We start from the raw sequence: 22822 nt of genomic DNA, 5'->3' as shown, positions 1-22822 counted from the left end.
TTAGTGGTGGCGACCGGGGCAAGGCTCCGGTCGCTTTTTCCTTTCCCTCCATTTATTTACCACTAAAAAATCAAAAGATGAAAGCAACAAATAAATCCGCAGACGTGGAAATGTCTTATTTCCGGCTCTCCCTGTTATCCTATTTACGTGAATCGCATCCCGAAAAGGCAACCGACAAACAGTTTATCGCCTCGCGGGGTGATACGGCAGCCGAAGCATACAGTAGCATTATCAAATCGGGCGGCTCGCACGATGAAGCCGAAGAAGCCGCTTCCCAAATCCTCTATGCCGGACTGCATTTCTCTCCTTACCGCACCATTGTCAATATACTTTGGGACGAGTTTACGGACGAAACAGACCCCGCGCTGGCCGAAGGCTTGGCAATAGAGTTACTGCCCCGCCTTTCGGCTGTAATTGGAAAATATACATTGTCGGACGATTTCGCCGATAGTGCAGAGTACAGGTTACTCTACACGGAACTGACGGGCGCAATCCAAATACTTCTCGAAGATGGCGTTCAATAAGAAAGCCCGGCTTCGGGACAACATTGAGGCGATACGTTTAGCGTTCAGCCTTGAAAAAGAAGGGCGGCAGGCAACGCCCGCCGAACGGGAAATATTGGAAACCTACTGCGGTTTCGGGGGAATCAAAGCCGTGTTGAATCCCGCCGACAAGCCGGAAGACGTACAACACTGGACAAAAACCGACAGCGAACTGTTTCCGCTGGTTACGCAGTTGCACGATATATTGCGCATGGGAGCGGGAAACGCGCCGCAGTATAACCGCTATGTAAGTTCTCTGAAAAATTCCGTGCTGTCCGCCTTTTATACCCCGCCCAAAGTGGTGGACGCATTGGCTGCAGCCTTGAAAGAAAGCGGCGTTGAACCGGTGCGCCTGCTCGACCCCTCCGCCGGAACAGGAATCTTTTCCGAATCTGTCCGGTTGCTGAATCCGGGATGTGAAGCGACACAGTTTGAAAAGGATATGCTGACCGGAAAAATCCTTTCTCACCTGAATCCTGCCGAAAAAGTGCGGGTAGAGGGATTTGAAAACATCGAAGCCCGTTACAACGGTTATTTTGATGTAGCCGCCAGCAATATCCCGTTCGGCGACGTAAGGGTATTCGACCCCGCATACAGCAACGCGAAAGACGACGCCCACCGGCAGGCATCCGGCACAGTACACAACTATTTCTTTATGAAAGGCGTCGATTGCGTCCGCGAGGGCGGGCTGATCGCCTTTATCACTTCGCAGGGCGTATTGAACTCCGAAGCCAACCGCCCCGTGCGCGAGTGGCTGATGGAGCGGTGCGAACCTGTTTCCGCCGTCCGCTTCCCGAATAACCTTTTTACGGAACATGCCGGAACGGAAGTAGGCAGCGACCTCGTTATCCTCCAGAAGAAAACAGGTGTTAAGGAACTCTCACAAAGGCAGCAGGATTTTATCGACAGCAGGAAGCTCTCCAACGGCATACCGGTCAATAACCTGTTCCAGAATTTCGACCGGGTAATCCACGACAATGTAAAGGTCGGAACCGACCCTTACGGTAAACCGGCGATGGAGTTTCTCCACTCCGGCGGAGTGGGAGGCATTGCAGCCGCATTGCGCGGGATGCTGCGCGAAGATTTTTCGCGGCATCTGGATATGGAGTTGTACCAAAAACACGCCCCGCAGGTGGAGCAATCCGCCGCCCAAAGCCGGGGCTACCGGCCGACAGCGCAGGACTGGCGGGAAATGGGCGAAATGGTAGAAGCCAACAAGGAAAAAGACAGGGAATTGTTTATGGAAGCCACCCCGGAAGATTTTTCCGAACGAAAAAGTACAGCGCAATTAGATTGGGAGGAAAACAGGCTGGGTTTTGACGATGTGCTGTCGGATGACGATTTTTCCCCGGTAAGGGAGCTGAAGCCGCAAGAACAGCCATACATGCCGCCGGGAACACAAACTTCCTTGCAGTTTGACTTTTCCGACCCGGTTCCGCCGCCTGCGCAAACCAAAGAGCCGACTGCGGAGGCGAAAGCGGTGGAACCGGCGTATAACATCCAAAACCAACCGCTCATATCGCTGTATGATTTGTTCGGGTTGTCCGCCGAGGAACGCACACAAATCAAACCCAAAAACAGCCGTTCCCGCCGCCGGATGGAGATACCCCAGCCCAAAGCAAAGCAGAAGCGGAAATCTTCAAAAAAAGAAGATGACCGCGCACCGCTGGACTGGCGGGAAGAATTGATGCTGGAAGCCGGTAAAAAGAGGAAAGAAGCGGAAAGGCAAGCCAAGGAAACAAAAACAGATACCAAACCCGTTTATCCTGTCGCCGATGCCCGAAAGGAGGAACAGTCCCAAAACCTCAAAAGGGAAACGGAACGGGAAGAACGGATGAAACCCGTACCCTTTGCTGTGCCGGAGCAGGGGCTACCGAAACATTACAGGGAAGGCTCGCTGGTAACAAATGCGGACAACCGCATCGGCTATCTTCGCGACCTGAACGGTTTCAACCCCATGTTCCACCCGCTGGAGCTTTCAGCGCAGCAGGGGAAACGGGCATCGCTCTACATCGAAATCCGCGATACCTACCACCACCTCTACCTGAACGAAGCCGGCCAGTTGAAGGAAAATCCTGCGCTTCGGCAGATGCTCAATCGTCTGTACGATGATTTTACAGAGAAATTCGGCAATCTGAACGACCCCAAGAATCTTGACCTGATTAAGATGGACGCCGGAGGCCGGGAAATACTCTCTTTGGAACGTTATCGTGAGGGCAAGGCGGTAAAGGCGGACATCTTTGAACGTCCAGTGGCGTTCAACAGCCGGGAGATTACCCACGCCGACAACGCCCGCGACGCGCTGGCTGCTTCGCTCAACAAGCACGGCAAGGTCGATTTGGAGTATATGGCCTCGCTTACAGGCAGTCCGGAAGAAAGCCTACTATCAGAATTGAAGAGCAGGGTTTATTTCAATCCGCTGGTGGGCGGCTATGAGGTTGCCGACAAGTTTATCGCAGGAAATGTTATTTCCAAAGCGGACGAGGTACAAAAGTTTATCGACAGTCATCCCGGCCACGAAGCCGCCAAAGAATCGCTGGCAGCCTTGCAGGAAGCCGCGCCCAAGCCGATTGACTTCGACGATTTGGATTTTAATTTCGGCGAAAGGTGGATACCGACCGGCATTTATGCCGCATACGCTTCGTACCTGTTTGAGACCGATGTAAAAATAACGTATGCCTCCAGCCGCGACGAGTTCAGCCTCAATGCCCGCTCCCGGAACGCCAACATCACGGAGAAATACGGCGTCCGCAGCGAAAACCGCCTGTTCGACGGAGTTGCCTTGATGCGCCATGCCATGCACGACACCACGCCCGACATTACCAGGACAATCAAGGACGGCGATAAGGAAGTCAAAGTACCCGACGGGCAAGCCATCCAACTGGCAAACAGCAAAATCGACGAAATCCGTAACGGCTTTTCCGACTGGCTGCGCCAGCAGTCGCCGGAGTTCAAAGACCGGCTGGCCAATCTCTATAACCGCACGTTCAACTGTTTTGCGCGACCCGAATATGACGGTAGCCACCAGACCTTTCCGGGGCTTGACCTGAAAGCGCTGGGTATCGACGACCTGTATAAGAGCCAGAAGGACGCCGTCTGGATGCTCAAAACCAATGGCGGCGGCATCTGCGACCACGAGGTAGGGGCAGGTAAAACGCTGATTATGTGCTGCGGGGCAATGGAAATGAAGCGGCTGGGATTAGCGGGCAAACCGATGATAATCGCCCTGAAAGCCAACGTACACGAGATAGCGCAAACCTTTTGCACCGCCTACCCGGACGCGAAAGTACTCTATCCGGGGAAAGAGGATTTTACCCCTGCCAAACGCACCCGCATTTTTAACGAAATGAAAAATAATAACTGGGACGCGGTGATAATGACCCACGAGCAGTTCGGGATGATTCCGCAATCCCCCGAAATCCAGCGCGACATCTTGCAAAAGGAGCTGGACAGCGTGGAAGAAAATCTGGAAGTGCTGCGCAATAAGGGAGGGGAAGTTTCCAATTTTATGCGCAGGGGTGTCGAAAAGCGGAAAACCAATCTGGAAGCCCGCCTGAAAGGGATTACCCACCAAATCGCCAACCGCAAGGACGACGCGGTGGATTTCCGGCTGATGGGCATCGACCATTTATTCGTTGATGAATCGCACAAATTCAAAAACCTGACCTTTACCACCCGGCACGACCGCGTGGCGGGGCTGGGAAACTCCGACGGCTCGCAGCGGGCGCTTAACATGCTTTTCGCCGTGCGCACCATCCAGGACAGGACGGGCAAGGATTTAGGCGCAACCTTTCTTTCGGGTACGACCATCAGCAATTCGCTCACCGAATTGTACCTGCTCTTTAAGTACCTGCGCCCGAAGGAACTCGAAAGGCAGGGCATCAACACCTTCGACGCATGGGCGGCCATCTTCGCCAAGAAGACGAAGGATTACGAGTTTTCGGTAACCAACCAGATTGTGCAGAAAGAGCGGTTCCGGTACTTCATTAAAGTGCCGGAACTGGCTTCATTCTATTCGGAAATTACCGATTTCCGCACGGCGAAAGACATCGGTATCGACCGCCCGGAGAAGAACGAGATACTGCACAATATTCCGCCTACGCCCGACCAGCAGGATTTTATACAGAAACTCATGACCTTTGCCAAAACGGGCGACGCCACCATTTTGGGACGTCCGCCGCTTTCGGAAAGCGAGGAAAAGGCAAAGATGCTTATTGCAACGGACTACGCCCGTAAAATGTCGTTGGACATGCGCCTGATAGACCCGCAGAAGTACGGCGACCATATCGACAACAAGGCCAGCCATTGCGCCGCCGTCATTGCCGGTTACTACAAGACATATACCCCGCAGAAAGGGACGCAGTTTGTCTTTTCGGATTTGGGAACCTACAAACCCGATATTTGGAACCCGTACAGCGAGATTAAAAACAAACTCGTCACGCAGTATGGCATCCCTGCATCCGAAATACGGTTTATCCAGGAAGCCGGAACGGAGAAATCCCGCAAGGCGATGATACGCGATATGAACGAGGGTAAAATCCGCGTATTGTTCGGCAGTACGGAAATGCTGGGGACAGGAGTTAATGCTCAAAAACGGTGCGTAGCGGTGCATCACCTTGACGCACCCTGGCGGCCAAGCGACCTGGAACAGCGCGACGGGAGGGCAATCCGCAAAGGTAACGAGGTTGCCAAACTACACGCCGACAATAAGGTCGATGTGGTGATTTATGCCGTTGAAAAGTCGCTGGACGCTTATAAATTCGGGTTGCTGCACAACAAGCAGCTATTTATTAACCAGCTAAAGAATAACAATATGGGTAGCCGTACCATTGACGAGGGCAGTATGGACGAGAAAAGCGGCATGAATTTCTCCGAATATGTGGCAATCCTCTCCGGCAATACCGAATTGCTGGAAAAAGCGCGGTTAGAGAAAAAAATCACTTCGTTGGAGGGCGAACGGCGGGCGTTCACGCAGGGCAAGTCCTCGACCCGCTGGAAGCTGGAGGGAATCATGCAGACGGTGGAAACCAACAAGGGCTTTATCGCCCGCATATCCAAAGACGTGGAAGCGTTTAACGCCCGTGTGCAGGTTGCCCCGGACGGCACACGCCTGAATCCTGTAAAACTGGACGGCTTTGCCGCCACCGACCCCGTGTCCGTTGGTAAGAAACTGAACGAGATTGCCGACAAAGCGCGGACGCACGGCCTGTCGGAACCCATCGGGTCGCTTTATGGCTTTACCCTGCTGGTGAAATCGGAAACCACCGTGAAGGACGGCTTCGATTTGGTACAGAACCGTTTCTTTATCAAGGGAGAAGGCGAGATTTTGTATAACTACAATCACGGCCACCTTGCAGCCGACCCGAAGACAGCGGCGGCCAATTTCCGGAACGCCTTGGACACCATGCCCACCCTGCTGGAGAAGTACAGGACGGACAACGAAAAATTGATGAAGGACGTTCCCACGCTCAAAGCAGTGGTGGAAAGCCTTTGGAAAAAGGAAGACGAGTTGAAGGGACTGAAAGCGGAAATGGTGGTCATGGAGCGTAAAATCGAAGCCTCGCTGAAACCCATCGAGCAGAGCGTCGGCATCATGGCGGGTATCCCGAAAGAAGAAAATAAATTTGCACCCATGCCGGATAATTTGCAGACGATTAAGGCAATTATGGGCGACAGGCTGGTTGTCGCCCGACCTGCCGTCGGAATACTGGAGCGGAAGGGCTTCAAAATCTAACAGTAAAAATTGTTGGGAACATTACCATAAATGAGCGAAGCCCGCGCCTGTCATCACGACGGTGCGGGCTTCTGTTGAACGATAGTGTTTAGAAAAGAAAAATACCAATTACGGAACATCCGGTTCTTCGGGATTATTGTCGTCCGTGTCTTCGCCTTTGGCGAAATTGGCCTTGATAAAGGCTTCCACGTCGCTTTCCCTGTAAAAAGTCTTATGATAGAGCATCTGGTAGGGCAGTTCGCCCGACGAACGGTAACGCTGGAGCGTCCGCTTGCTTACATTGAGCATCTGGCAAACGTCCTGGTTGTCCAACAGCCGTTCGCCCTCCAGCAACTTCTCCTTTATCGCCATTTTTTCCAAATGTTTGTCCAATCGGTCGAACCGTGCCATAAGCCGCTCAAACCAGTTTTGCATAAATGCCGTTAATTCCCTGTCTGTCATGGCTTATTTTGTTTAGGATTATTTGCCATTTTTGTTGTTGTTTTTGCAAAGGTCGGAAGTTGAATTATCAGGTATTGACAAGTTGATAATACTTTTTTTGAAAATTATTTTTACATGATTGATTATGAGCAGATTATTTTATTAGAGAAATAACAAAGAACAAAAAACGGCTTTGGAAATTATTTTTTATGGCAGAAACAGTAGAAAAACGCCTCAAAATCGCCCAATTTGGAGACAAAAAGAGGCTTAAAATAGATATTGAACTTTATATCAACTTGATAATAGAATTTGTTTTAACTTGAAAAGAAAAAGCCGCTACCATTGCTTTTTACACGGTAGCGGGCTTTCTATCCAGGAATGATTCTATCAAAAATGTAATCTTCGTTTGTTTCGATGAAGATAACTATAAGTTGCAGTGGCAGAAGGCGGAGTCTATTCTATTGGAACATAAATTTCTGTTTTCAACTTTTCGGGAGCTGTATCTTCGGGATTGTTTATGTACTTCTCGAAGCAATGATAGTTGCGCAGTTGCTCGCCGCTTTCCGGCAACCATTTAGCGTAGATAGTGTCATAAACTGCTCCCAAATTGTCGTAAGAGCCTTGATAGAGGAACATTGCGTACTTGCCTCCTTCAATCGTTTTTACGCCGATTTCACCTTTCGGTTCAGCCTTTTTAGACAAAACTAAACAGATGTCGGTACGCAATTTGCCGGCTTCCGTTACTTTGGGGTCGTCGTGATAGATGGCGATGTGTTCAATACCTGCGGAAAAGAGCTTGTTTTCCTTTACATACTGCCACAATTTGCTCCATGCGCCGCAACAGTTTCGCCGCAGTCTCCACCCGCACCCGCATGATGTACGCACCAACAGGTTCACCCAAATACGCTTTCATCATGCGCTGGAAATGCCATTTTGAAAAATTGGATATTTCAGCCAGTTTTTCAAGGTCAATAACTGCATCGAGATGATTGTTGATGTACTCAATGACGATATTAACCCGCTGCCGGTAATCTTCTTTTGTCGATAGTCGTTGTTCCATTTTTCCTGAATGTTATCTTGAGCGCAAAGGTAAGGGCGATTATACTTTACGGCTTTTCCGATGGTGCGAACTTGATTCATTCATCTTTCAATGCTTTATCGGGAATTTACACGGTTATTTTCCCAACCTGTGATTGGAAATATAGCTATCAGTCAAACTCATTTTACCGAAAGAAGCAGGATTATTACCCGGCTTGGGAGATTGCGAACTGAGTCCCAGCCATATTTTTTGCGGATAATAGTTTTTATATATCCGGGCAAGATTCCAATCGACTCCGTTTGTCGAATAGTAATAACCTATTTGTTTTCCGTTTGATGCAATGCGCATGTACACGTAATCCTGCCCAATAATATCGTGATTATTATCATCCGAAGAGCCATCCGTTTTAACGGTAACAACACGGCATCGAAGTTTTTCGTCGCGTTCGAATGCAAATTTCAGCCAATTCTCATTATCAATGTAGATATATATTGTTCCGGCATCGTATATTTTTTCTATTTTACTCTCTACACAAGTAGTAAAAGTGAAAGGTCTGCTGTTATCTATCTCTTTCAGAAGTATAGGGGCGGTGGCCTCGGCACGCATACCGTCCGGCGAGATAAAATAATTGGAACCTCCGATACCATCAATAACCAAAAGGCTGTCACTGACCATATAATGATTCTCCGCGTCATTGATAGCTTTGGTAAACTCAATACCGGAGAATATCAAGGAAATATTTTTCATATCTGTGTTATTTTTAACAGTGTTACAACTTGTTAGTAAAAATACAGCCGCCATAATAATGCAAATAAATAAATTCATTATAATGGAAGTTGGGGTTTGTTCAATGTTACCTTCTACAACAGGTCTTATTTGCGTCATATTAATTTTCATCTTTATTATTTTTGTTAATTATTATTTACGAGAGTTTCATAATTTTGCAGAATCAGCGTCCAAAGCAACCGACGTTCAAGGCCGGAGCGATAAACGACTCCTCCCGGTCTGCAAACTCATTGAGCAGACCAAGTATTACTTCTTTTTTCATTTCGTCATTCATTTTTCCAATAATTTGATGTTTTTTACTGGTATCCAGCCCATTTCATGGGTCTTTTTATTTTCCGACCACAGCCATCCATTGAGTTCTTTTATTCCTTCAAGAATATCTCCCTCCCTGACATTCAACTCCTTTGCAGAATAATCTTCCGTTATGATTCCGTAATTATCCTCGTATCTTATTATTTGTTCCGGGACATATCCTTCGTTAGAACTGTCCGTCTTTATACAGTAAATCCAGCCTTGCCAATGTTCCGATTCGCCTTTAACGATTACTTTTTCGTTACGCTTCACCAGTAACGGACTGGGAAATTCCGTTTCATACGCTTCATTTACAACATATTCCATATTATTTCTTTTATAGTTTAATTGAATATTTTCTCATGTGATTTGTCAAAGAAAAATGCTTTTTCCTTCCATACTAAGACTGTCGAAAATATCAACAGTAATACCGTTTGTATAATTTTACTGTCGGGATGTGTCTGGAATATTTCATTGGAATATCCTGCCAGCAGATGAAACAGTACCACCAGCAGCATATTTCTACTCGTTCTGTAATACAGCCAGTTGCCTATAATCACATAAGGGATAAGGCTTACCAGAAAATTGATGGAATAAATCACGCCTGTTTCCGCAAGAACGTTCTGATAGTAGCCTTTCACAAAAGATAAGGGTATATGCCAGATTCCCCAGACAATAGCAAAAATAAGAGACGTAACCAGAAGATTAAAGCGGTTTCTTAAACAGTGTATCCCGTAGGTGTGCCAGCCAAATTCTTCCAGAATGGGCGCTAATATCAGTAAAAACCACGCGGGAAAAATACCGGCCGTAAAAGAGAGATGTTCTACAATCCTGAATTGAGACAGGCTGTATCCGAAAAACAGGGAAATTGCTTGGGCTGCAAGTATGCTCAACGGGAAAAGGAAAATCGTTAATGTCCAGAAAACAGGTCGGATGCCTTTCAACCGGAACGTTGCGGAAACAAATTCCTGTTTCATTTCCTTGTCGGGAAGTATCAAGATCATGGCAATAATGAACGGAGCACATAAACCGGTCAATCCAAGGATACTCCCACAAAAAAACACTGCCGGATTTCCTTGCCATTGACTGTGGCTTAACCATGCCCATATAAACCAACATAGCCACGGAACCAAAACAGATGTGCCGTAAAACAGTATCGGCCGATTGTACTTTTGCAGTTGCATATCAGACGTTATTTTTAAAATGTGTCACAAAATTTATCCATGTTCATTCCTAAATTCATAATCTTTTCCAAATGACTGTTCGCTACTTTCTCAAGTTCCAGTGTGCCGCCGAGTATCATCATTTCTTTCTTCTCGAATCGAACTCCCAACCTGTCGTCAAGCATTACATTTCGCATACTTCCTGCAATTCCTGTTTCTTCTAAAAAATCGTTTGGATGCCCTGCTGTACAAATGACAAGTCCCAATTTGATGTGCTTCATTTTCATTGCTTTTTCTCCATTTTGGCTATAACCATAAGCATACCCGGCGGAATAAACCCTGTCGAACCAACCTTTCATTTTTGCAGGGCAATCACTCCACCAAACCGGATAGAGAAAGACAATGCAATCAGCCCAATCTATTTTCCGGTGTTCTGCGATAACATCTTCGGATAAAGGAAGTTCGGTTTTTGCAAATCCCTCTCTTTCATATTCTTCTTCCGTCATATCGGATTGAAATTTCATTTTGTATAAATCCGATACTTCAACTTGGTGACTGCTCATATTCAGAGCCTTCAATAAAATTTGCAATACCTTATATGTAAAGGATTTATTGCTCGGATGCGCATAAATGATTAAGATATTCATATACTATTGCCGTAACAGTTCCAGTATTTCACCGATATTTGTAATTAACTTGTCTATCTCTGTTATTTCAATGACCAAAGGAGGTAAGAAACGCAGTGTATTTGCTTTGTAACCAATAACAAATCCTCTTTCAAACAATAAATCGCTGACAAGTTCGCCATTGACCGAGTTATCCAGTTCCAAAGCAATCATCAATCCTCTTCCCCGCACTTCCCTTATTTCTTGTTTGAATTTGGTGTTAAGAAATAATAATTGTTCTTTGAAATAATGTCCGGTATCAAGACAGCGATTCAACAGATTTTCATCCCCAATTGTCCTTATCACCTCCAATCCGATTACACATCCCATCGGGTCATTCTGGTGGGATTGCAAATGTCTGAACGGATTGCTCCCGAATGATTCGGATATTTTTGCACTGACCGTTACCGCGCTGACTGGATAACCGTTTCCCAAAGCCTTACCGGTTACGACTATATCCGGTAAAAAATCATAGTATTGGAATCCGAACCATTTACCCATACGTCCCATTCCGGTAGTAACCTCGTCTGCCACGACAAGACAACCGTTAGCTACTGATAATTCGACTAATTCTTTGATAAAAGCATAATCCGGGAATCTGACCATATCAATGGATGCTCCCCCTGTTTCCAGAACAAGCGCTGCAATCTCTCCAAAATTGGTTTCATCCAACGATTGCATATCGTTAAAGTGAACATTCTCAATATGGTTGTTACCGGGAGTTATCTGCCCGTATCCGTATGCGCTCAGGTAAGAATTGTGTATTTTCAATATTTTCTCGCGTCCCGTAATATTTCGCGCCATTGATATGGCAAGATTAACCGCTTCCGAACCGGAAGACAGGAAAACGCTCGAACCTTTTTCCAATCCGGTTATCCGTACAAGTTCCTGAGACAAAAATTCCGACGGATGATTTCTGAACTTGTACCCGTGATGAATAGATTGACGGATGCCCGCTTCCATTGCTTTCACAATTCGGTCGTTACTGTGCCCCAGATTGGCGCACCAGACCCCCGATTCAAAATCGGTATATTGTTTTCCTTCCGAATCATACAGGTAGCAGCCTTTCGATTTTTCCACTATTTTTTCGGATGGAATATAAAAGGGAATTATTCCGTATGAATTATCTACTTTACGCTTCATAATCTTTGTCGTTTTACAATTGATGTATTTCCCCGATAATACTTGTTATTTCGGTGAATTTTCCGATAATAAAGTCCGGATTCCGGCTTTTGAGTTGTTCTTCCGTATGGTTTCCATAGCTTACTCCGCATGTGATGCAACCGGCTTCCTGACCCATTGCCATATCATACACCGTGTCGCCTACCACCAAAGTTTCCTGTGGGCTGGAATTTGTTTTTTCAAGAATCAACAGCGCCATGTCGGGGGCAGGCTTTTTGTTTTTCACATCCTGTTCCCCAAATACCAGCGAGATGTACCGGGCAATTCCCATTCTGTCCAACAAATTCAACAACGCTTCCTTTCCTTTTCCGGAAGCCACTGCGATGGTTAGCCCGTTATCATGCAGTCCTTTTAACGTTTCCTTTACATCGGGGAACAATTTTACCGTATTAAGGCTAATTTGGTTATATTTTTCTCTATACAGTACTATCGCTTTCTCCTGCATATTCCTGTCCATCAAGTGCGCAACCCTGACAAATGTTTCCCTGAGCGGAAGTCCTATCAGGTTCTTTATACCGGATTCATTTGCTCTTTGAATACCTAACTCATCCAATGTTGCCTGGATAGTTTGTATGATACTGTCTTTTGTGTCGGCAATCGTGCCGTCAAAGTCGAGTATAATCGTTTTTATCCGGATTTTTTTATTCATTCAATCTATGCTTTTTTCTTTTTGAATTGCGATTTAACCAACATTTTATGGACAGGTTTTACTATGAATATTTCCGTAGCAATTTTATATACACTCAAATTAGTCGATTGGGTAACCATTCTTCTTCCCAATATAAAACACATAGCCATAATACGCTTTATGCCGGTTGTATAATTGAACTTCGCGGCGTTGATTGGCGATAAACTCCTCTACGGCAGGATTTCCGGTATATTTTTCCAAAAGTGCTTTTTCTGCTACTTCTCGTGGGGCAAAATAATTATCTGTCCAACATTTTTCAGGTATTATAAATGATGCAACAGGAATATAACCAACCTTTTGCATTATTGAAATATTATGTCCTATTGTATCTAATTTGCAACCTGCATCAGACCAAAATTTTTCAATTTCAGCAGGGCGTTTATCAGTAAACCATGAAGGACATGTTACTACAACATAGCCACTCTTTTTTAGAAAGTCTTTCCAATGGGTTAAACCCTTTTCAAAACCTATATTATCAATAGCCCCTTCTGACCAAATAAGGTCAAGTTCTTCTTTTTGAAAAGGAAGGTTTTCCATTGAGCCAACAATGCCATTTACTCTTTCTTGGAAATTTAATTTTTTGGCATTATCGTTAAAAACAGTAATAAAATCAGGGAATAGGTCTAAACCCGTAATTATTCCGGTAATATTTTGCGCGAGAACCATTGTTTGCCCGCCGGTTCCGCAACCTAAATCGGCTACCCGTGAAAGATTATGATTATCCAGGAAGCTTAATGCCTTAATAGTCATTTCAGAACTACCAGGCCCCTGCCGCTCCAATCCTACATGAGTTTCAATGATTAAATCAATAATTGATATTTGTTCATTTTTCATTGTTTTTTACTTTATTTTAATTTTATTATTTTGTCAAATCCTTTTTATACTTTGCTATTTTCAGTAAATCGGTTAATTGTTCTCTCGTATTGATATTGATTATTAATGGAATTAATTTCCCCGCCGGTTTGGTGTGAAAAAATACTTCTTTAATTTGCTCTGAAATATCCAAAGACGCAATGCTTTCGAGGTGTTTTTCCGTGAAGTAAAACGAGATTTTGAAAAAACCTTCCCAAACTGAAAGCCATAAGATTGTCTTTTTCTTGTCGCAAACTTTGCACAACCATGATTTGCCGTCTTTATAGTAGTTCCAAGTGACCGTTAATGAAAATTCGTCTTGAGTTAGCCTTGTTATCATTTCTTCAAAGACATTGTAAACATTGCCGAGTACATCTTTTAAAACTTCTTTTGACGGAAAGATATTTTGTTCCTTTAATAATTGACTCATGATTCCTTACTTGTTGATTTCCTGTACAAATCTATCTATATTATCGCTGTTTATGTCCGAAACGCTTTTATCCGTTTTAGCAATACGCTTGATAATTGCGCGTTCAAAGAAATTCATTTTCTCGAACTGAAATTCACCTCCGGCAAAGCATGTTGAAACGGCATGTTGATGTAATGCCTGGGGATAGGCATTTGTCAATTCCTGTTGTCGCTTGGACGTGTCCGGTTCCATTCCGCAAATGAACAACGCCAATCGCTTTTGCGTCAATACTGCAATGTTGTCCTTGCAGAAACGTTGCATCGTTTTTGATGATGTTCCGGCATAAATGGATGTGCCTAAAACTATTCCATCAAAGGAATTGAGGTCGGGACATTTCACTTTTTTCAGGTCAATGATTGATACCTGACTGCCGGTTAATTGCCCTGCAATCATTTGCGCAACCTTGGCGGTTGTTCCATGCTTGGATGTATAAATAATAGCAGCTCTCATTAGTTTTTTATTTTGCATTATCATAGGCTTCCAAAGCCGGAATCAAACAACTTGCAATTCCCTTGATACCGCAAACGGTAGTCGTCATGATGATTGCTTCTTTCAACTCATCGCGGGTGGCGCCTGCCCGTTTTGCCATCGGCACATGGGCGGTTACTGCTGTCGTTTCGCCCTGTGAGGCGCGAATAGCAATGTAAATCAGTTGCTTCACCTTGGGTTCCAAGGATTTCATGCTGCTGACGGATTGGATTAATCCGCCGAAGGCTTGTGCCACTTCAGGAGATTCTTCCTGAAAGACTTCCATTAAATTTTTCTGTTTCTTTGTTTCCATATTATTTTATTTTTAAATGTTGCTGTAATAATCCTTTTGTATGCTGCAATATTTCTATGCCACCGATTTGCCCATGACCAGGAATTACAATTTTGGCATCTGAAAATTTAGCTATAACCTTTTTGATGGTCGGACTCCATTCGTCTATAACAGCATCTGATAAATTACCAAGTCCTTTGGAATGAATATCTTTTGCCATACATCCTGCAAATAAAATTTTCTCTGAAGGAATCCACACAACAATGTTATCAGATGAATGACCACCGCCTAAATAGTAGCAAGAAACATCTATATCGTGCAATTTTAACGAAAGTGAATCACTAAAACCTTGTTGGGGTATAGGCAAACTCTTTCCTTTAGTAATGTCAATCGTCATCTGATTGGCGTATGATTTTACGCCCTTTGAATGAAGATAATCCAAGCCGCCGAGACAATCTTCGTGCCAATGGTTGGGAACGAAAGTAGAAACAGTGGCTTTTAACGAATCGGCAATCCATTTCACCAAAGTTTCCGTTTGACTGTCGGTTGCCGGAGTGTCAAAAAGAAACGCTTCGTCCTTGCTTACCAAAATCAAGCCGTTGGAAGAGACTTTGCCGAATCCGTCTATTTCAGAAACAGATACATGAACGTATGCCTTTTCCGAAAGTTTTATCAATTCGACGTCTTCGGAAATCCGTATCTTCGGGTAATCGGATTGCGCCCGTAAAGGCAACTGAATGAACAATATAAAAAGAAAAAACAGATGTGTCTTCATTTTATTCTAATCCTGTTTAATAACCGGAACCCATATTTCACTTTTATAATCGGGCGAACTCATATCTCCATCGGAATACCACTCAATTTCCGGTGCATCGGCATGTTGATAACCCGACGACGGAAACCATTCATTGAATATGTACCGGCATCCGTCCTGTACGGCTTTGGGCATCGCGCCGGTTATCTCGAAGACAATCCACTGTGCGGCGGGAATATCCAACTTCTCAAATCCGGCGGGACATTCTTTTGTTGTCGCGGCGGCAATCCAGTAGTCAAAGCCGTTATCGTGCATTTCCGCGCATACACCCAGTACGCCCGACGGCTTCAGATTGGAAAGTTCGCCCAGCCTGTTCATTGTTTCTTCGGGCAAACTTGCCCACATTCGCGGAATTTTGATGAAATTCTCGCCGTTTTCGATGGATGTAAAATTCTTTACTCCAATGACGCTGAATGCGTCCAAATTAACTGTTCTGTACTTCATATTTTATTTTCTGTTGTCATAACAGGTTATTCAAACTAATTATTTTGCTGCCTTTACTCTCATAATAATGAAACATTCATCACAGCGCCTCCTGATTAATAAACTTCCCTTTAAAAAAATTCTCGTTATCAAGTTTCTTTGCTGTCAGTCGAAATATAACGCAACCGTCCGGGCATACAACGTTCTTGCTGTATTTGCCGTCGCCACCGATGTTTTCTAAATCGCCGCCGCTCCTAACGGCTTCCATAATCGGGAACATAATCATCATCACTTTGGAGCAAATCCCCTGTCCATCTGAATTTACAGGGCAGCCGTATGTACAGGTGTATTTGTCGCCGATTTCTTCGCCGTTCCGGCAATATCCCTCGGTGCGGTCGCCACGGAGAAAGCCGGTTACCTCAACAGTAAATTCGTATTCTTCTTTATACCATTTTTTCATAATTGTTCCTCCTTATGAAATGTAACGTGCTTCTCCTTCATGGAGATTTTCCCCACACGATAGCCAAATTGCGCCGCTTCCTTCTTGCAGGTTAGAAAGGAATGGTCGATATCAAAGCCGAGAACAGCTTTGATGTCTTCATAAGTGAGTTTCAGCGTTTCACTCCCATTTGCTTGCAGGTGTTTCCATAATGGTTCGTATTTACTCATATTTTCAATCCTCCTCATTTTGTAATTTGTATTTATTTTCGTCATCTTTTTGTCCGATTAGCTTACAAAAATACTACTATTTAATGACTTTATCGCCGTCTGATACGAATCTGCAATCTTTAAACGATTGATAACTGAATCCACTATTGATTCCGTCAGGTTAAATCCATCCAACAGATAACCTTTGCGGATACAAAATGGATTAACATTAAATTCCTGCAAAAAAGACACTAAAGTATTGGTATTGGGGAAAGAAAAATCTTCTGCAATTACTGCTACTTCATCGCAGGTTTGCGCCAAACGCTTCATTATCTCCGTAAAGCGGCGTTTCTCCATATATTCCTGAATACTGAATGATGTTTGTTCATAGAATGCTTCATTGAGTTGTTTTTCCGTAAAACCCAATTCATTGGAAAGGTGTTGCATATCAATGGTTCCTTTCAGGTTCCATTCGATATGAATAAGCGTTTCCATACTTGCATTTCTACTATCGTTTATCATCTTCATCCATCTTGTCATTAAGTTCATCTGTCAAAGAATCAAGGAATAACGTCCTGCTATCCTTACGGCTTCTGATATTCAGATAGATACGGTAAATATCTTTCAAATCAATATTGAGAAAGTTCCCAAAATAGTCGGCAAGTTCCTTTATATCAACATTTCCCTTGTCAATGCTTCCTTTAACGTATAATCCATAAATCAGTTCCGTAAGGTCTGTTTTTGAATCCGTCCATGTATGTTTGGATTTGGAAATGCAATAACTTTCTTCTGTAAAGGATTGAGACTGTTGTTCCAGTTTGATAATTTTCCCGTTTACATATACTGTCAGCATTTCATTTGCCAATATTTTTGCTACCTTGAAATCATGGCTTGTAGAGAATTTTGTATCCCGCTCAAAATAAAAGCTATCCAGAATGAGTTGTATATCAGGCTTCCCCATGAGAAAGTAATATTTATCCAAGTGAGTACTTCCGGAACGGTAATAATGGTAAAAATCAAAATTCATATCGAAGAAATATTTGATTCTGCTTAACACACTCTCCAGATAAGATTTTTTATCATTATAGCTGCCTGTCGGCATCCGCATTTCAATATTGTAAATTTTGTTATGATAGACTAATTGGCTGAACAATTGAGGCTTGATTTCTTTAAAGAAAATTATTTCTTCCGTTTGGTCTTTGAAAGTATAATCCAAAATGAATGTTTTTAAATCTTCAAAGGTTTTCTCCAGCACTTGAATTATTTTCAACGACTTCTGAGAAATATCGCTCTCCGACAATTCAATTTTCTGAATGTCGGCATAAATACTTTCCTTGAGATTACACACAAACTGTTCCATCTTGCCTTTATTAGAAATCACTTATCTTGCTAAACAAGTTTCCCATTTACAAACTTCTCCATAAAACTGTCCCTGTAACGGCTGCCGATAGCCAGTTCGTGTGTGCCTATGTAAATATCGTTCACATCGAAGGAATCAATCTTTTCCAGATTGACAATATACGACTTGTTGGTACGCAGGAATATTTTCGGTGGAAGTTGCTCCTGAATGGCTTTCAGCGTATGCTTCGTAATGATTTTCCGGTCTGCCGTTTGAAAGACTACGTAATCTTTCAATCCTTCGATAAACAGGATGTCGCGGAAAAGGATTTTGAAGTAGCGGCGGTCTGACTTCACGAAGATATGCTCCTGCGTAATGGTTTCCACGCTGCTTTTCTGTGATTTGTCCTGCAAGAGTTGCAGGTAATCGCAGGCTTTGGAAACGGCTTTTTGGAAACGTTGCGGTTCAATGGGCTTCAGAAGGTAATCCACGGCATCGAGTTCATAACTGTCCACCGCATATTCGGGATAGGCGGTAGTGAATATCACTAAAGTGTTGTCCTTGACGGTGCGGGCAAACGTTATCCCGTCCGTGCCGGGCATACGGATGTCGAGGAATACCAAATCAACGGGATGGCCGAGCAGGAAATTTCCTGCCGATTCGGCATCTCCGAAACTTCCCGACAAGTCCAGCGCCGGGGTATCTTCCACCAACAGGCGGATAGCTTCGCGGCCTAAGGGTTCGTCATCAACAATAATACAGTTCATATCTTTTTATATTTAAGTTCAATACTTAATTGTACCGTGTAGGAGGTTTCGTTTTCGGTTATCTCCAGCCGATACCTGTTTCCGTACAGCAAATCGAGGCGGCGGCGCACATTGGGAAGCCCCAGTCCCCCGACTTCGTCCTTTCGCATCGGGCGGAGCGGTTTGGAGTTGATACACCCGAAACACAAATTGTCGTTTTCCCTGCCAAACCGGAGCCGGACGAAAGAGAGGTTACGGTTGTCGTTGTTATGTTTCACGGCATTTTCCACAAAGGGAATAAACAACAGCGGAGGCAGTGAAATTTCTTCTACGCCGTCGTCTGCCGTAATGCTGAACTCGAAATTATCCCTCCGCAGCTTTTCGAGGTTCAGATAGTCGGTCAGAAAACGTATATCATCGCCAAGGCGTATGGATTGCTTCGTGAAGCCGTGGAACTGATATTGCAGCATGTTGCTCAATTTATGAAGGACATTAGCCGCCTCGTCGGGATTTTTCTTCGTCAGGACGATAATGTTATTGAGCATGTTGAACAGGAAATGTGGGTTCACCTGATTTTGCAACTGTTCCAGTTCCGAGCGCAGTCTTGCCGCTTCGAGTTCGGCGATATGCCGTTCGTTCCGTACCCAATGTTGGAAAAGGATGAAAACATTCACGCTAATCATCGGAAAACTTATCTTGATGGTATTGGTAATGGTATATAATACCTGCATCCACGCAGAGAAGTGCCAGGCGCTGAAAGTAAACTGATCGTTATACCATCCATTACTATCGGCGATTCCCTTAAAATAAGTCAGCTGCATGGGTATGACAACCACGAGCGCCGACAGCGTTACCGACATCAAATAAGCAGGCATTCTGTTCCGCATCATCAATTTCGGCATTAATACATGGATACTGAAATATATCAGGATTAGATAAATAGACAGTGATAACGGCAGCATAAACAGGAGCGAAAACCATGTTCCATTGAGATTGGAGCTTAGTATCAGCGTGAATACTATTATCATCAACAGATGCCGTACTCCACGATAACGTTTCTCCGTCAATAAATTCAGGAGGGGTGATGACAGGTTGAACATTTGTGAGGGAAGTTCCCCCGGTGCGGTATGCCGCTTGTGTTCACTTTCATACAGTTGCAGGCGGAGCGATTTGCTTAGCTTCATCAACAGGGTGGAAGCTTCGGAAGGCGATTGCCGGACAATACCTGCTGTCCTGTCGAGCGTCTCAAACAATGCTTCGGAATCAATCCGTGTCCTGACTTTCTCCAATTCGCTCCGGGCGCTCTGTTCTTCCAAATCCCGCATCCGTGCGCCTGACTGCTTCCAGAGACGCATGAAGATAACAATCGCCGTCCCTGCCACACTGATAAAGTAAACGGCAATGCCGGAGAGCATCTCAAAAAATAAAATACTGTCTTCCGAAAAATACAAGTCTCTTCCGGGCGACAAGTGATAGTGGTCGATGAACAAGCGCTCAAAGCCTATTTCGATAGCGATAAAAATTATTGCAAGCGCCAGCAATGAAACTATATATGCCGTAAAACGGTTTCGCAATAACAGGCGGGGTACGAGTACACGGATATTCAAAATTGTTGCAGCAAAATAAGTCAGCGTAATCAACACAATCTCTACAACCAACGCTGTATGGGCAATACGCAGTCCTTCCGATGAAATCAGATAAATCCTTCCCATAGCGACAAAGCCCAATACCGCGATAAGCGCCAAATTATTTGCTATCTTCCGTTTCATGTTTCTTTTAAAACGTCACTTTATAGTAAATATTGGGTATGCTGACTGCAGCTCCTGTCTTGTCCATTTGCCCGGTTCGGTAGTTATAGTCGAAATTCACGAACTCTTTTTTACCTGTCACATTTAGCATTTTTATTCCAAACTCATGTACCAGACCCGGCCTGTTGATTTTAAGATTCACAGTTACGTGTGCAACAAATACGGCAGGATTCTGACTGTCCATCACGCGGTTCTCATCTTCAATGGGGCGCTGTCCGGCAAGTGACGCCGCTTCATCGAGGGGCGTATAATAACCGCCGCCCATCCAGTTTAGGCGAATGTTTACACCCAGTATGTTCTGCCTCTTTCGTCCAAGCATCCACTCTTTTCCGCCAAGTACATTGGTCAGGAAATGGCGGTTATAACGGGTATTGCGCCATACGCCGTCGCTACCGCGATATTTGGAATCGAAAGCGGAAGCTGTCAGCATGTAATAGTAACCGCCTTTCAGATACCGTTCAAAGGTGAAATCGACACCGAAATTCCGCCCTTTTCCGTCGTTTACCAACTGTTTGGACATGTAAAAGTCGGTTTGGTTGATAATGGAAATGCCGCTGCCAGGCACGACAGGCACATCGTACAGGTATTGGAAATAGGGTTCGACCTTGAAGTGCATATTGTCCGAAACATGCAAATCGTAGCTTAATACCGCATGAAATGCTTTGGCGAAGTCAAGATTTTTATTCACGAGGCGATTGCCTGTTTCCGGCGTGGTAACGAAATAATAATCGAGCCTCTCGTGCCTGCTGTGCGAACCAACTGCCAAAGCAAACACATGTCGCGGGGACGCCTGCCAGCGGATGCTTGCCCGTTTTTCAAATGTCCAGTGCCGGTTGAGTGCAAAATATTGCACGTTCAGTCCCAATTGGGCAGTGAACTGTTCATTGAACTGATAAGACGACTGGGTGAACACCGAAGTCAGCAGGCTACTTCCGTCGGCATCGGCAAAATTCATCATCGGTTCACCGTTGGAGTAGGGGTAGTTCGGTACGATATTGTAGTTATCGTCATAGAACAAACCGGTCAGCGTGATACCGGTACGGTTTGTGTGACGGGCGTTGAACTTCGTGTTCAGGCAGGAATTGAAAACAAGACTGACGTTTTTGTCCAGCATGTCCAGTATCTGTTGAGGGTTTTGACGGTTGGCATCGTAGAGGTCGGCTTGCGAATGATTCTTTGCATACGTGGCGGCTAAAGTGGATTTCAGGTAACTGTTTTCGTTGAGGAAAATCTTGTGCCCCAGTCCTGCCGCTCCCATATATTGGCGTGCTTTCTGCTCGATTGGAATGTAGTCGTAGCCGGTCAAGTCATCCGGCAAGTCACTGATAAAACCGTCGGATGTGCCGATGCCCCACAGCGAGAATGTTCCTGCTTTTTTTGTCGGAAGATTGATTTTGAACGACAAGTCCTGATAACGCATATCGGAAACCTTTTCCAAATCGCCGCCGACAATATCGCCAGCCAAAGCCATCGACGAATAACGGTAATTAAACAGGTAAGAAGCCCGCCCGCCCTTTTTGAAAGGACCTTCGGAAGCAAATTCCACGCCGAGCGTCCCTACTTGCGCCGTGTGCTCATATTGCCGGTTGTTTCCGTTGCGCAGCGCCATGTCAAATACACCGGACAACGCATTGTTGTATTCTGCCGGAAAAGCACCCGCCAAGAAGTCGGAATTACCCAGCACCTGTGAACTGAACGCTGTCAGGATGCCTCCGCCCACGCCGCCAATTTCGGGATAATGGCTTGGGTTGGGTATTTCAACGCCTTCCAATTTCCATTGCAGGGATTGCGGCGAATTGCCCCGGATGGCGATGCTGTTGCTTGTTACATCGCCCGCTACGCCCGCAAACGAACCGACCAGCCGTGCAGGGTCATCGAAACCGCCTGCATAACGGCTTGCTTCTTCCACGCTGAGCATCCGCGCCCCGGCCAATGCCATCGGGTTGAGCGGCGCTTCCTTGTTCGTCTTCGGACGGACAACTATTTCGTCCAATGCCTGTACATTTTCCTTCATTGTAATCTCCAGTACGGTTTCTTTAGCTGACGAAACCATCACTTCCCTGATTGTCGCCGGTTCATATCCGACAAACGACGCCTGGATGTTATAGCGTCCGACAGGCAGTGGCGGCAGATTGAAAGCCCCCTGTTCATCCGTTGTCGTCCCAACGGTGGGATTTGTGTTCAACACTATCACCGTTACATACGATAATGTTTGTCCCGATGCCGCATCGGTGACGACCCCCCGGATGTTTCCACCCGGCTGCGCCATCGCCTGTACTGATAACCCGGCAATCATAATTGCCCATATAACGAATACCTGTTTCCTCATGTCTGTTTTCTATTTTAATTTGAAGCGACAAAAGTAAAGGCATTCAAAATACACAAAAGGATTTTTCGACAAAACACGGTGGTTTTTCGACCAAAACGGATTTTTGAATGTATTTTTTAGGAAG

General features: G+C 45.0%; 22 protein-coding genes and 1 pseudogene. 2 read left to right on the top strand and 21 right to left on the bottom strand.

Features of this window, described 5'->3' with window-relative positions:
* Nucleotides 1-77: 77 nt before the first annotated feature.
* Together ACYQ3L_RS18350 and ACYQ3L_RS18345 are read left to right on the top strand one after the other, a co-directional pair.
* Complete coding sequence (locus ACYQ3L_RS18350; protein ID WP_380000846.1) at nt 78-524, top strand: DUF1896 family protein; 447 nt, start codon at nt 78-80, stop codon at nt 522-524.
* Nucleotides 511-6276 carry a helicase-related protein gene (locus ACYQ3L_RS18345; RefSeq protein WP_380000849.1) on the top strand — a complete coding sequence of 1922 codons (5766 nt, stop codon included), beginning with the start codon at nt 511-513 and terminating at the stop codon, nt 6274-6276. The genes ACYQ3L_RS18350 and ACYQ3L_RS18345 overlap by 14 nt, the downstream gene beginning before the upstream one ends.
* 108 nt (nt 6277-6384) lie before the next feature.
* Here the strand turns inward: ACYQ3L_RS18345 and ACYQ3L_RS18340 are convergent, their stop codons facing one another.
* The 21 genes and pseudogenes from ACYQ3L_RS18340 to ACYQ3L_RS18240 form a co-directional block, all read right to left on the bottom strand.
* Entirely contained in the window at nt 6385-6717 is a 333-nt protein-coding gene (locus ACYQ3L_RS18340; RefSeq protein ID WP_380000851.1) for a helix-turn-helix domain-containing protein, read from the bottom strand.
* A 432-nt stretch (nt 6718-7149) separates the two neighbouring features.
* A pseudogene (locus ACYQ3L_RS18335) lies at nt 7150-7756 on the bottom strand (AraC family transcriptional regulator).
* A gap of 114 nt (nt 7757-7870) precedes the next feature.
* Nucleotides 7871-8482, bottom strand: coding sequence for a DUF1349 domain-containing protein (locus tag ACYQ3L_RS18330; protein WP_380000853.1), 612 nt, complete (start codon nt 8480-8482; stop codon nt 7871-7873).
* 309 nt (nt 8483-8791) lie between these two features.
* Complete coding sequence (locus tag ACYQ3L_RS18325; protein ID WP_380000855.1) at nt 8792-9139, bottom strand: SH3 domain-containing protein; 348 nt, start codon at nt 9137-9139, stop codon at nt 8792-8794.
* 17 nt (nt 9140-9156) lie between these two features.
* Nucleotides 9157-9996: a CPBP family intramembrane glutamic endopeptidase gene (locus ACYQ3L_RS18320; RefSeq protein ID WP_380000857.1), complete on the bottom strand. Its 840-nt coding sequence runs from the start codon at nt 9994-9996 to the stop codon at nt 9157-9159.
* Between the two features lie 14 nt (nt 9997-10010).
* The gene (locus ACYQ3L_RS18315) at nt 10011-10622 is read right to left on the bottom strand and encodes an NAD(P)H-dependent oxidoreductase (protein ID WP_380000859.1); all 612 of its coding nucleotides are present in this window, start codon (nt 10620-10622) and stop codon (nt 10011-10013) included.
* Nucleotides 10623-10625: 3 nt separating this feature from the next.
* A complete protein-coding gene (locus ACYQ3L_RS18310) occupies nt 10626-11783 on the bottom strand; it encodes a class-III pyridoxal-phosphate-dependent aminotransferase (protein ID WP_380000861.1) in 1158 nt (385 codons plus the stop codon).
* A 13-nt stretch (nt 11784-11796) separates the two neighbouring features.
* On the bottom strand, nt 11797-12471 hold the full coding sequence (locus tag ACYQ3L_RS18305) for an HAD family hydrolase (RefSeq protein ID WP_380000863.1): 675 nt from the start codon (nt 12469-12471) through the stop codon (nt 11797-11799).
* Nucleotides 12472-12570: 99 nt separating this feature from the next.
* Nucleotides 12571-13344 (bottom strand): class I SAM-dependent methyltransferase, encoded by a 774-nt coding sequence (locus tag ACYQ3L_RS18300; RefSeq protein WP_380000865.1) that lies wholly within the window; start codon nt 13342-13344, stop codon nt 12571-12573.
* Nucleotides 13345-13369: 25 nt separating this feature from the next.
* Nucleotides 13370-13792 (bottom strand): DUF3788 family protein, encoded by a 423-nt coding sequence (locus tag ACYQ3L_RS18295; RefSeq protein ID WP_380000867.1) that lies wholly within the window; start codon nt 13790-13792, stop codon nt 13370-13372.
* Between the two features lie 6 nt (nt 13793-13798).
* Entirely contained in the window at nt 13799-14281 is a 483-nt protein-coding gene (locus ACYQ3L_RS18290; protein WP_380000869.1) for a flavodoxin domain-containing protein, read from the bottom strand.
* Nucleotides 14282-14288: 7 nt separating this feature from the next.
* Nucleotides 14289-14612 carry a carboxymuconolactone decarboxylase family protein gene (locus ACYQ3L_RS18285; RefSeq protein ID WP_380000871.1) on the bottom strand — a complete coding sequence of 108 codons (324 nt, stop codon included), beginning with the start codon at nt 14610-14612 and terminating at the stop codon, nt 14289-14291.
* A 1-nt stretch (nt 14613) separates the two neighbouring features.
* Nucleotides 14614-15366: a subclass B1 metallo-beta-lactamase gene (bla, locus tag ACYQ3L_RS18280; RefSeq protein WP_380000873.1), complete on the bottom strand. Its 753-nt coding sequence runs from the start codon at nt 15364-15366 to the stop codon at nt 14614-14616.
* A gap of 6 nt (nt 15367-15372) precedes the next feature.
* Entirely contained in the window at nt 15373-15849 is a 477-nt protein-coding gene (locus ACYQ3L_RS18275) for a GyrI-like domain-containing protein (protein ID WP_380000875.1), read from the bottom strand.
* 79 nt (nt 15850-15928) lie between these two features.
* Nucleotides 15929-16288: a TIGR04076 family protein gene (locus ACYQ3L_RS18270; protein WP_380000877.1), complete on the bottom strand. Its 360-nt coding sequence runs from the start codon at nt 16286-16288 to the stop codon at nt 15929-15931.
* The gene (locus ACYQ3L_RS18265) at nt 16285-16542 is read right to left on the bottom strand and encodes a hypothetical protein (protein WP_380000879.1); all 258 of its coding nucleotides are present in this window, start codon (nt 16540-16542) and stop codon (nt 16285-16287) included. The genes ACYQ3L_RS18270 and ACYQ3L_RS18265 overlap by 4 nt, the downstream gene beginning before the upstream one ends.
* A gap of 12 nt (nt 16543-16554) precedes the next feature.
* Nucleotides 16555-17004, bottom strand: coding sequence for a helix-turn-helix domain-containing protein (locus ACYQ3L_RS18260; protein WP_380000881.1), 450 nt, complete (start codon nt 17002-17004; stop codon nt 16555-16557).
* On the bottom strand, nt 16985-17836 hold the full coding sequence (locus ACYQ3L_RS18255; protein WP_044164916.1) for an RteC domain-containing protein: 852 nt from the start codon (nt 17834-17836) through the stop codon (nt 16985-16987). Before ACYQ3L_RS18255 ends, ACYQ3L_RS18260 begins: the two co-directional genes overlap by 20 nt.
* A 29-nt stretch (nt 17837-17865) precedes the next feature.
* Nucleotides 17866-18582, bottom strand: coding sequence for a LytR/AlgR family response regulator transcription factor (locus tag ACYQ3L_RS18250; protein WP_380000884.1), 717 nt, complete (start codon nt 18580-18582; stop codon nt 17866-17868).
* Nucleotides 18579-20330, bottom strand: a complete 1752-nt coding sequence (locus tag ACYQ3L_RS18245; protein WP_380000886.1) for a sensor histidine kinase — start codon at nt 20328-20330, stop codon at nt 18579-18581. The genes ACYQ3L_RS18250 and ACYQ3L_RS18245 overlap by 4 nt, the downstream gene beginning before the upstream one ends.
* 7 nt (nt 20331-20337) lie before the next feature.
* Nucleotides 20338-22698, bottom strand: a complete 2361-nt coding sequence (locus ACYQ3L_RS18240) for a carboxypeptidase regulatory-like domain-containing protein (RefSeq protein ID WP_380000888.1) — start codon at nt 22696-22698, stop codon at nt 20338-20340.
* Between the last annotated feature and the right edge of the window lie 124 nt (nt 22699-22822).

The sequence above is a fragment of the Dysgonomonas termitidis genome (assembly GCF_054657735.1).
The sequence above is the reverse complement of the archived record's forward strand: the minus strand, read 5'-3'. Positions and strand labels throughout refer to the sequence as shown.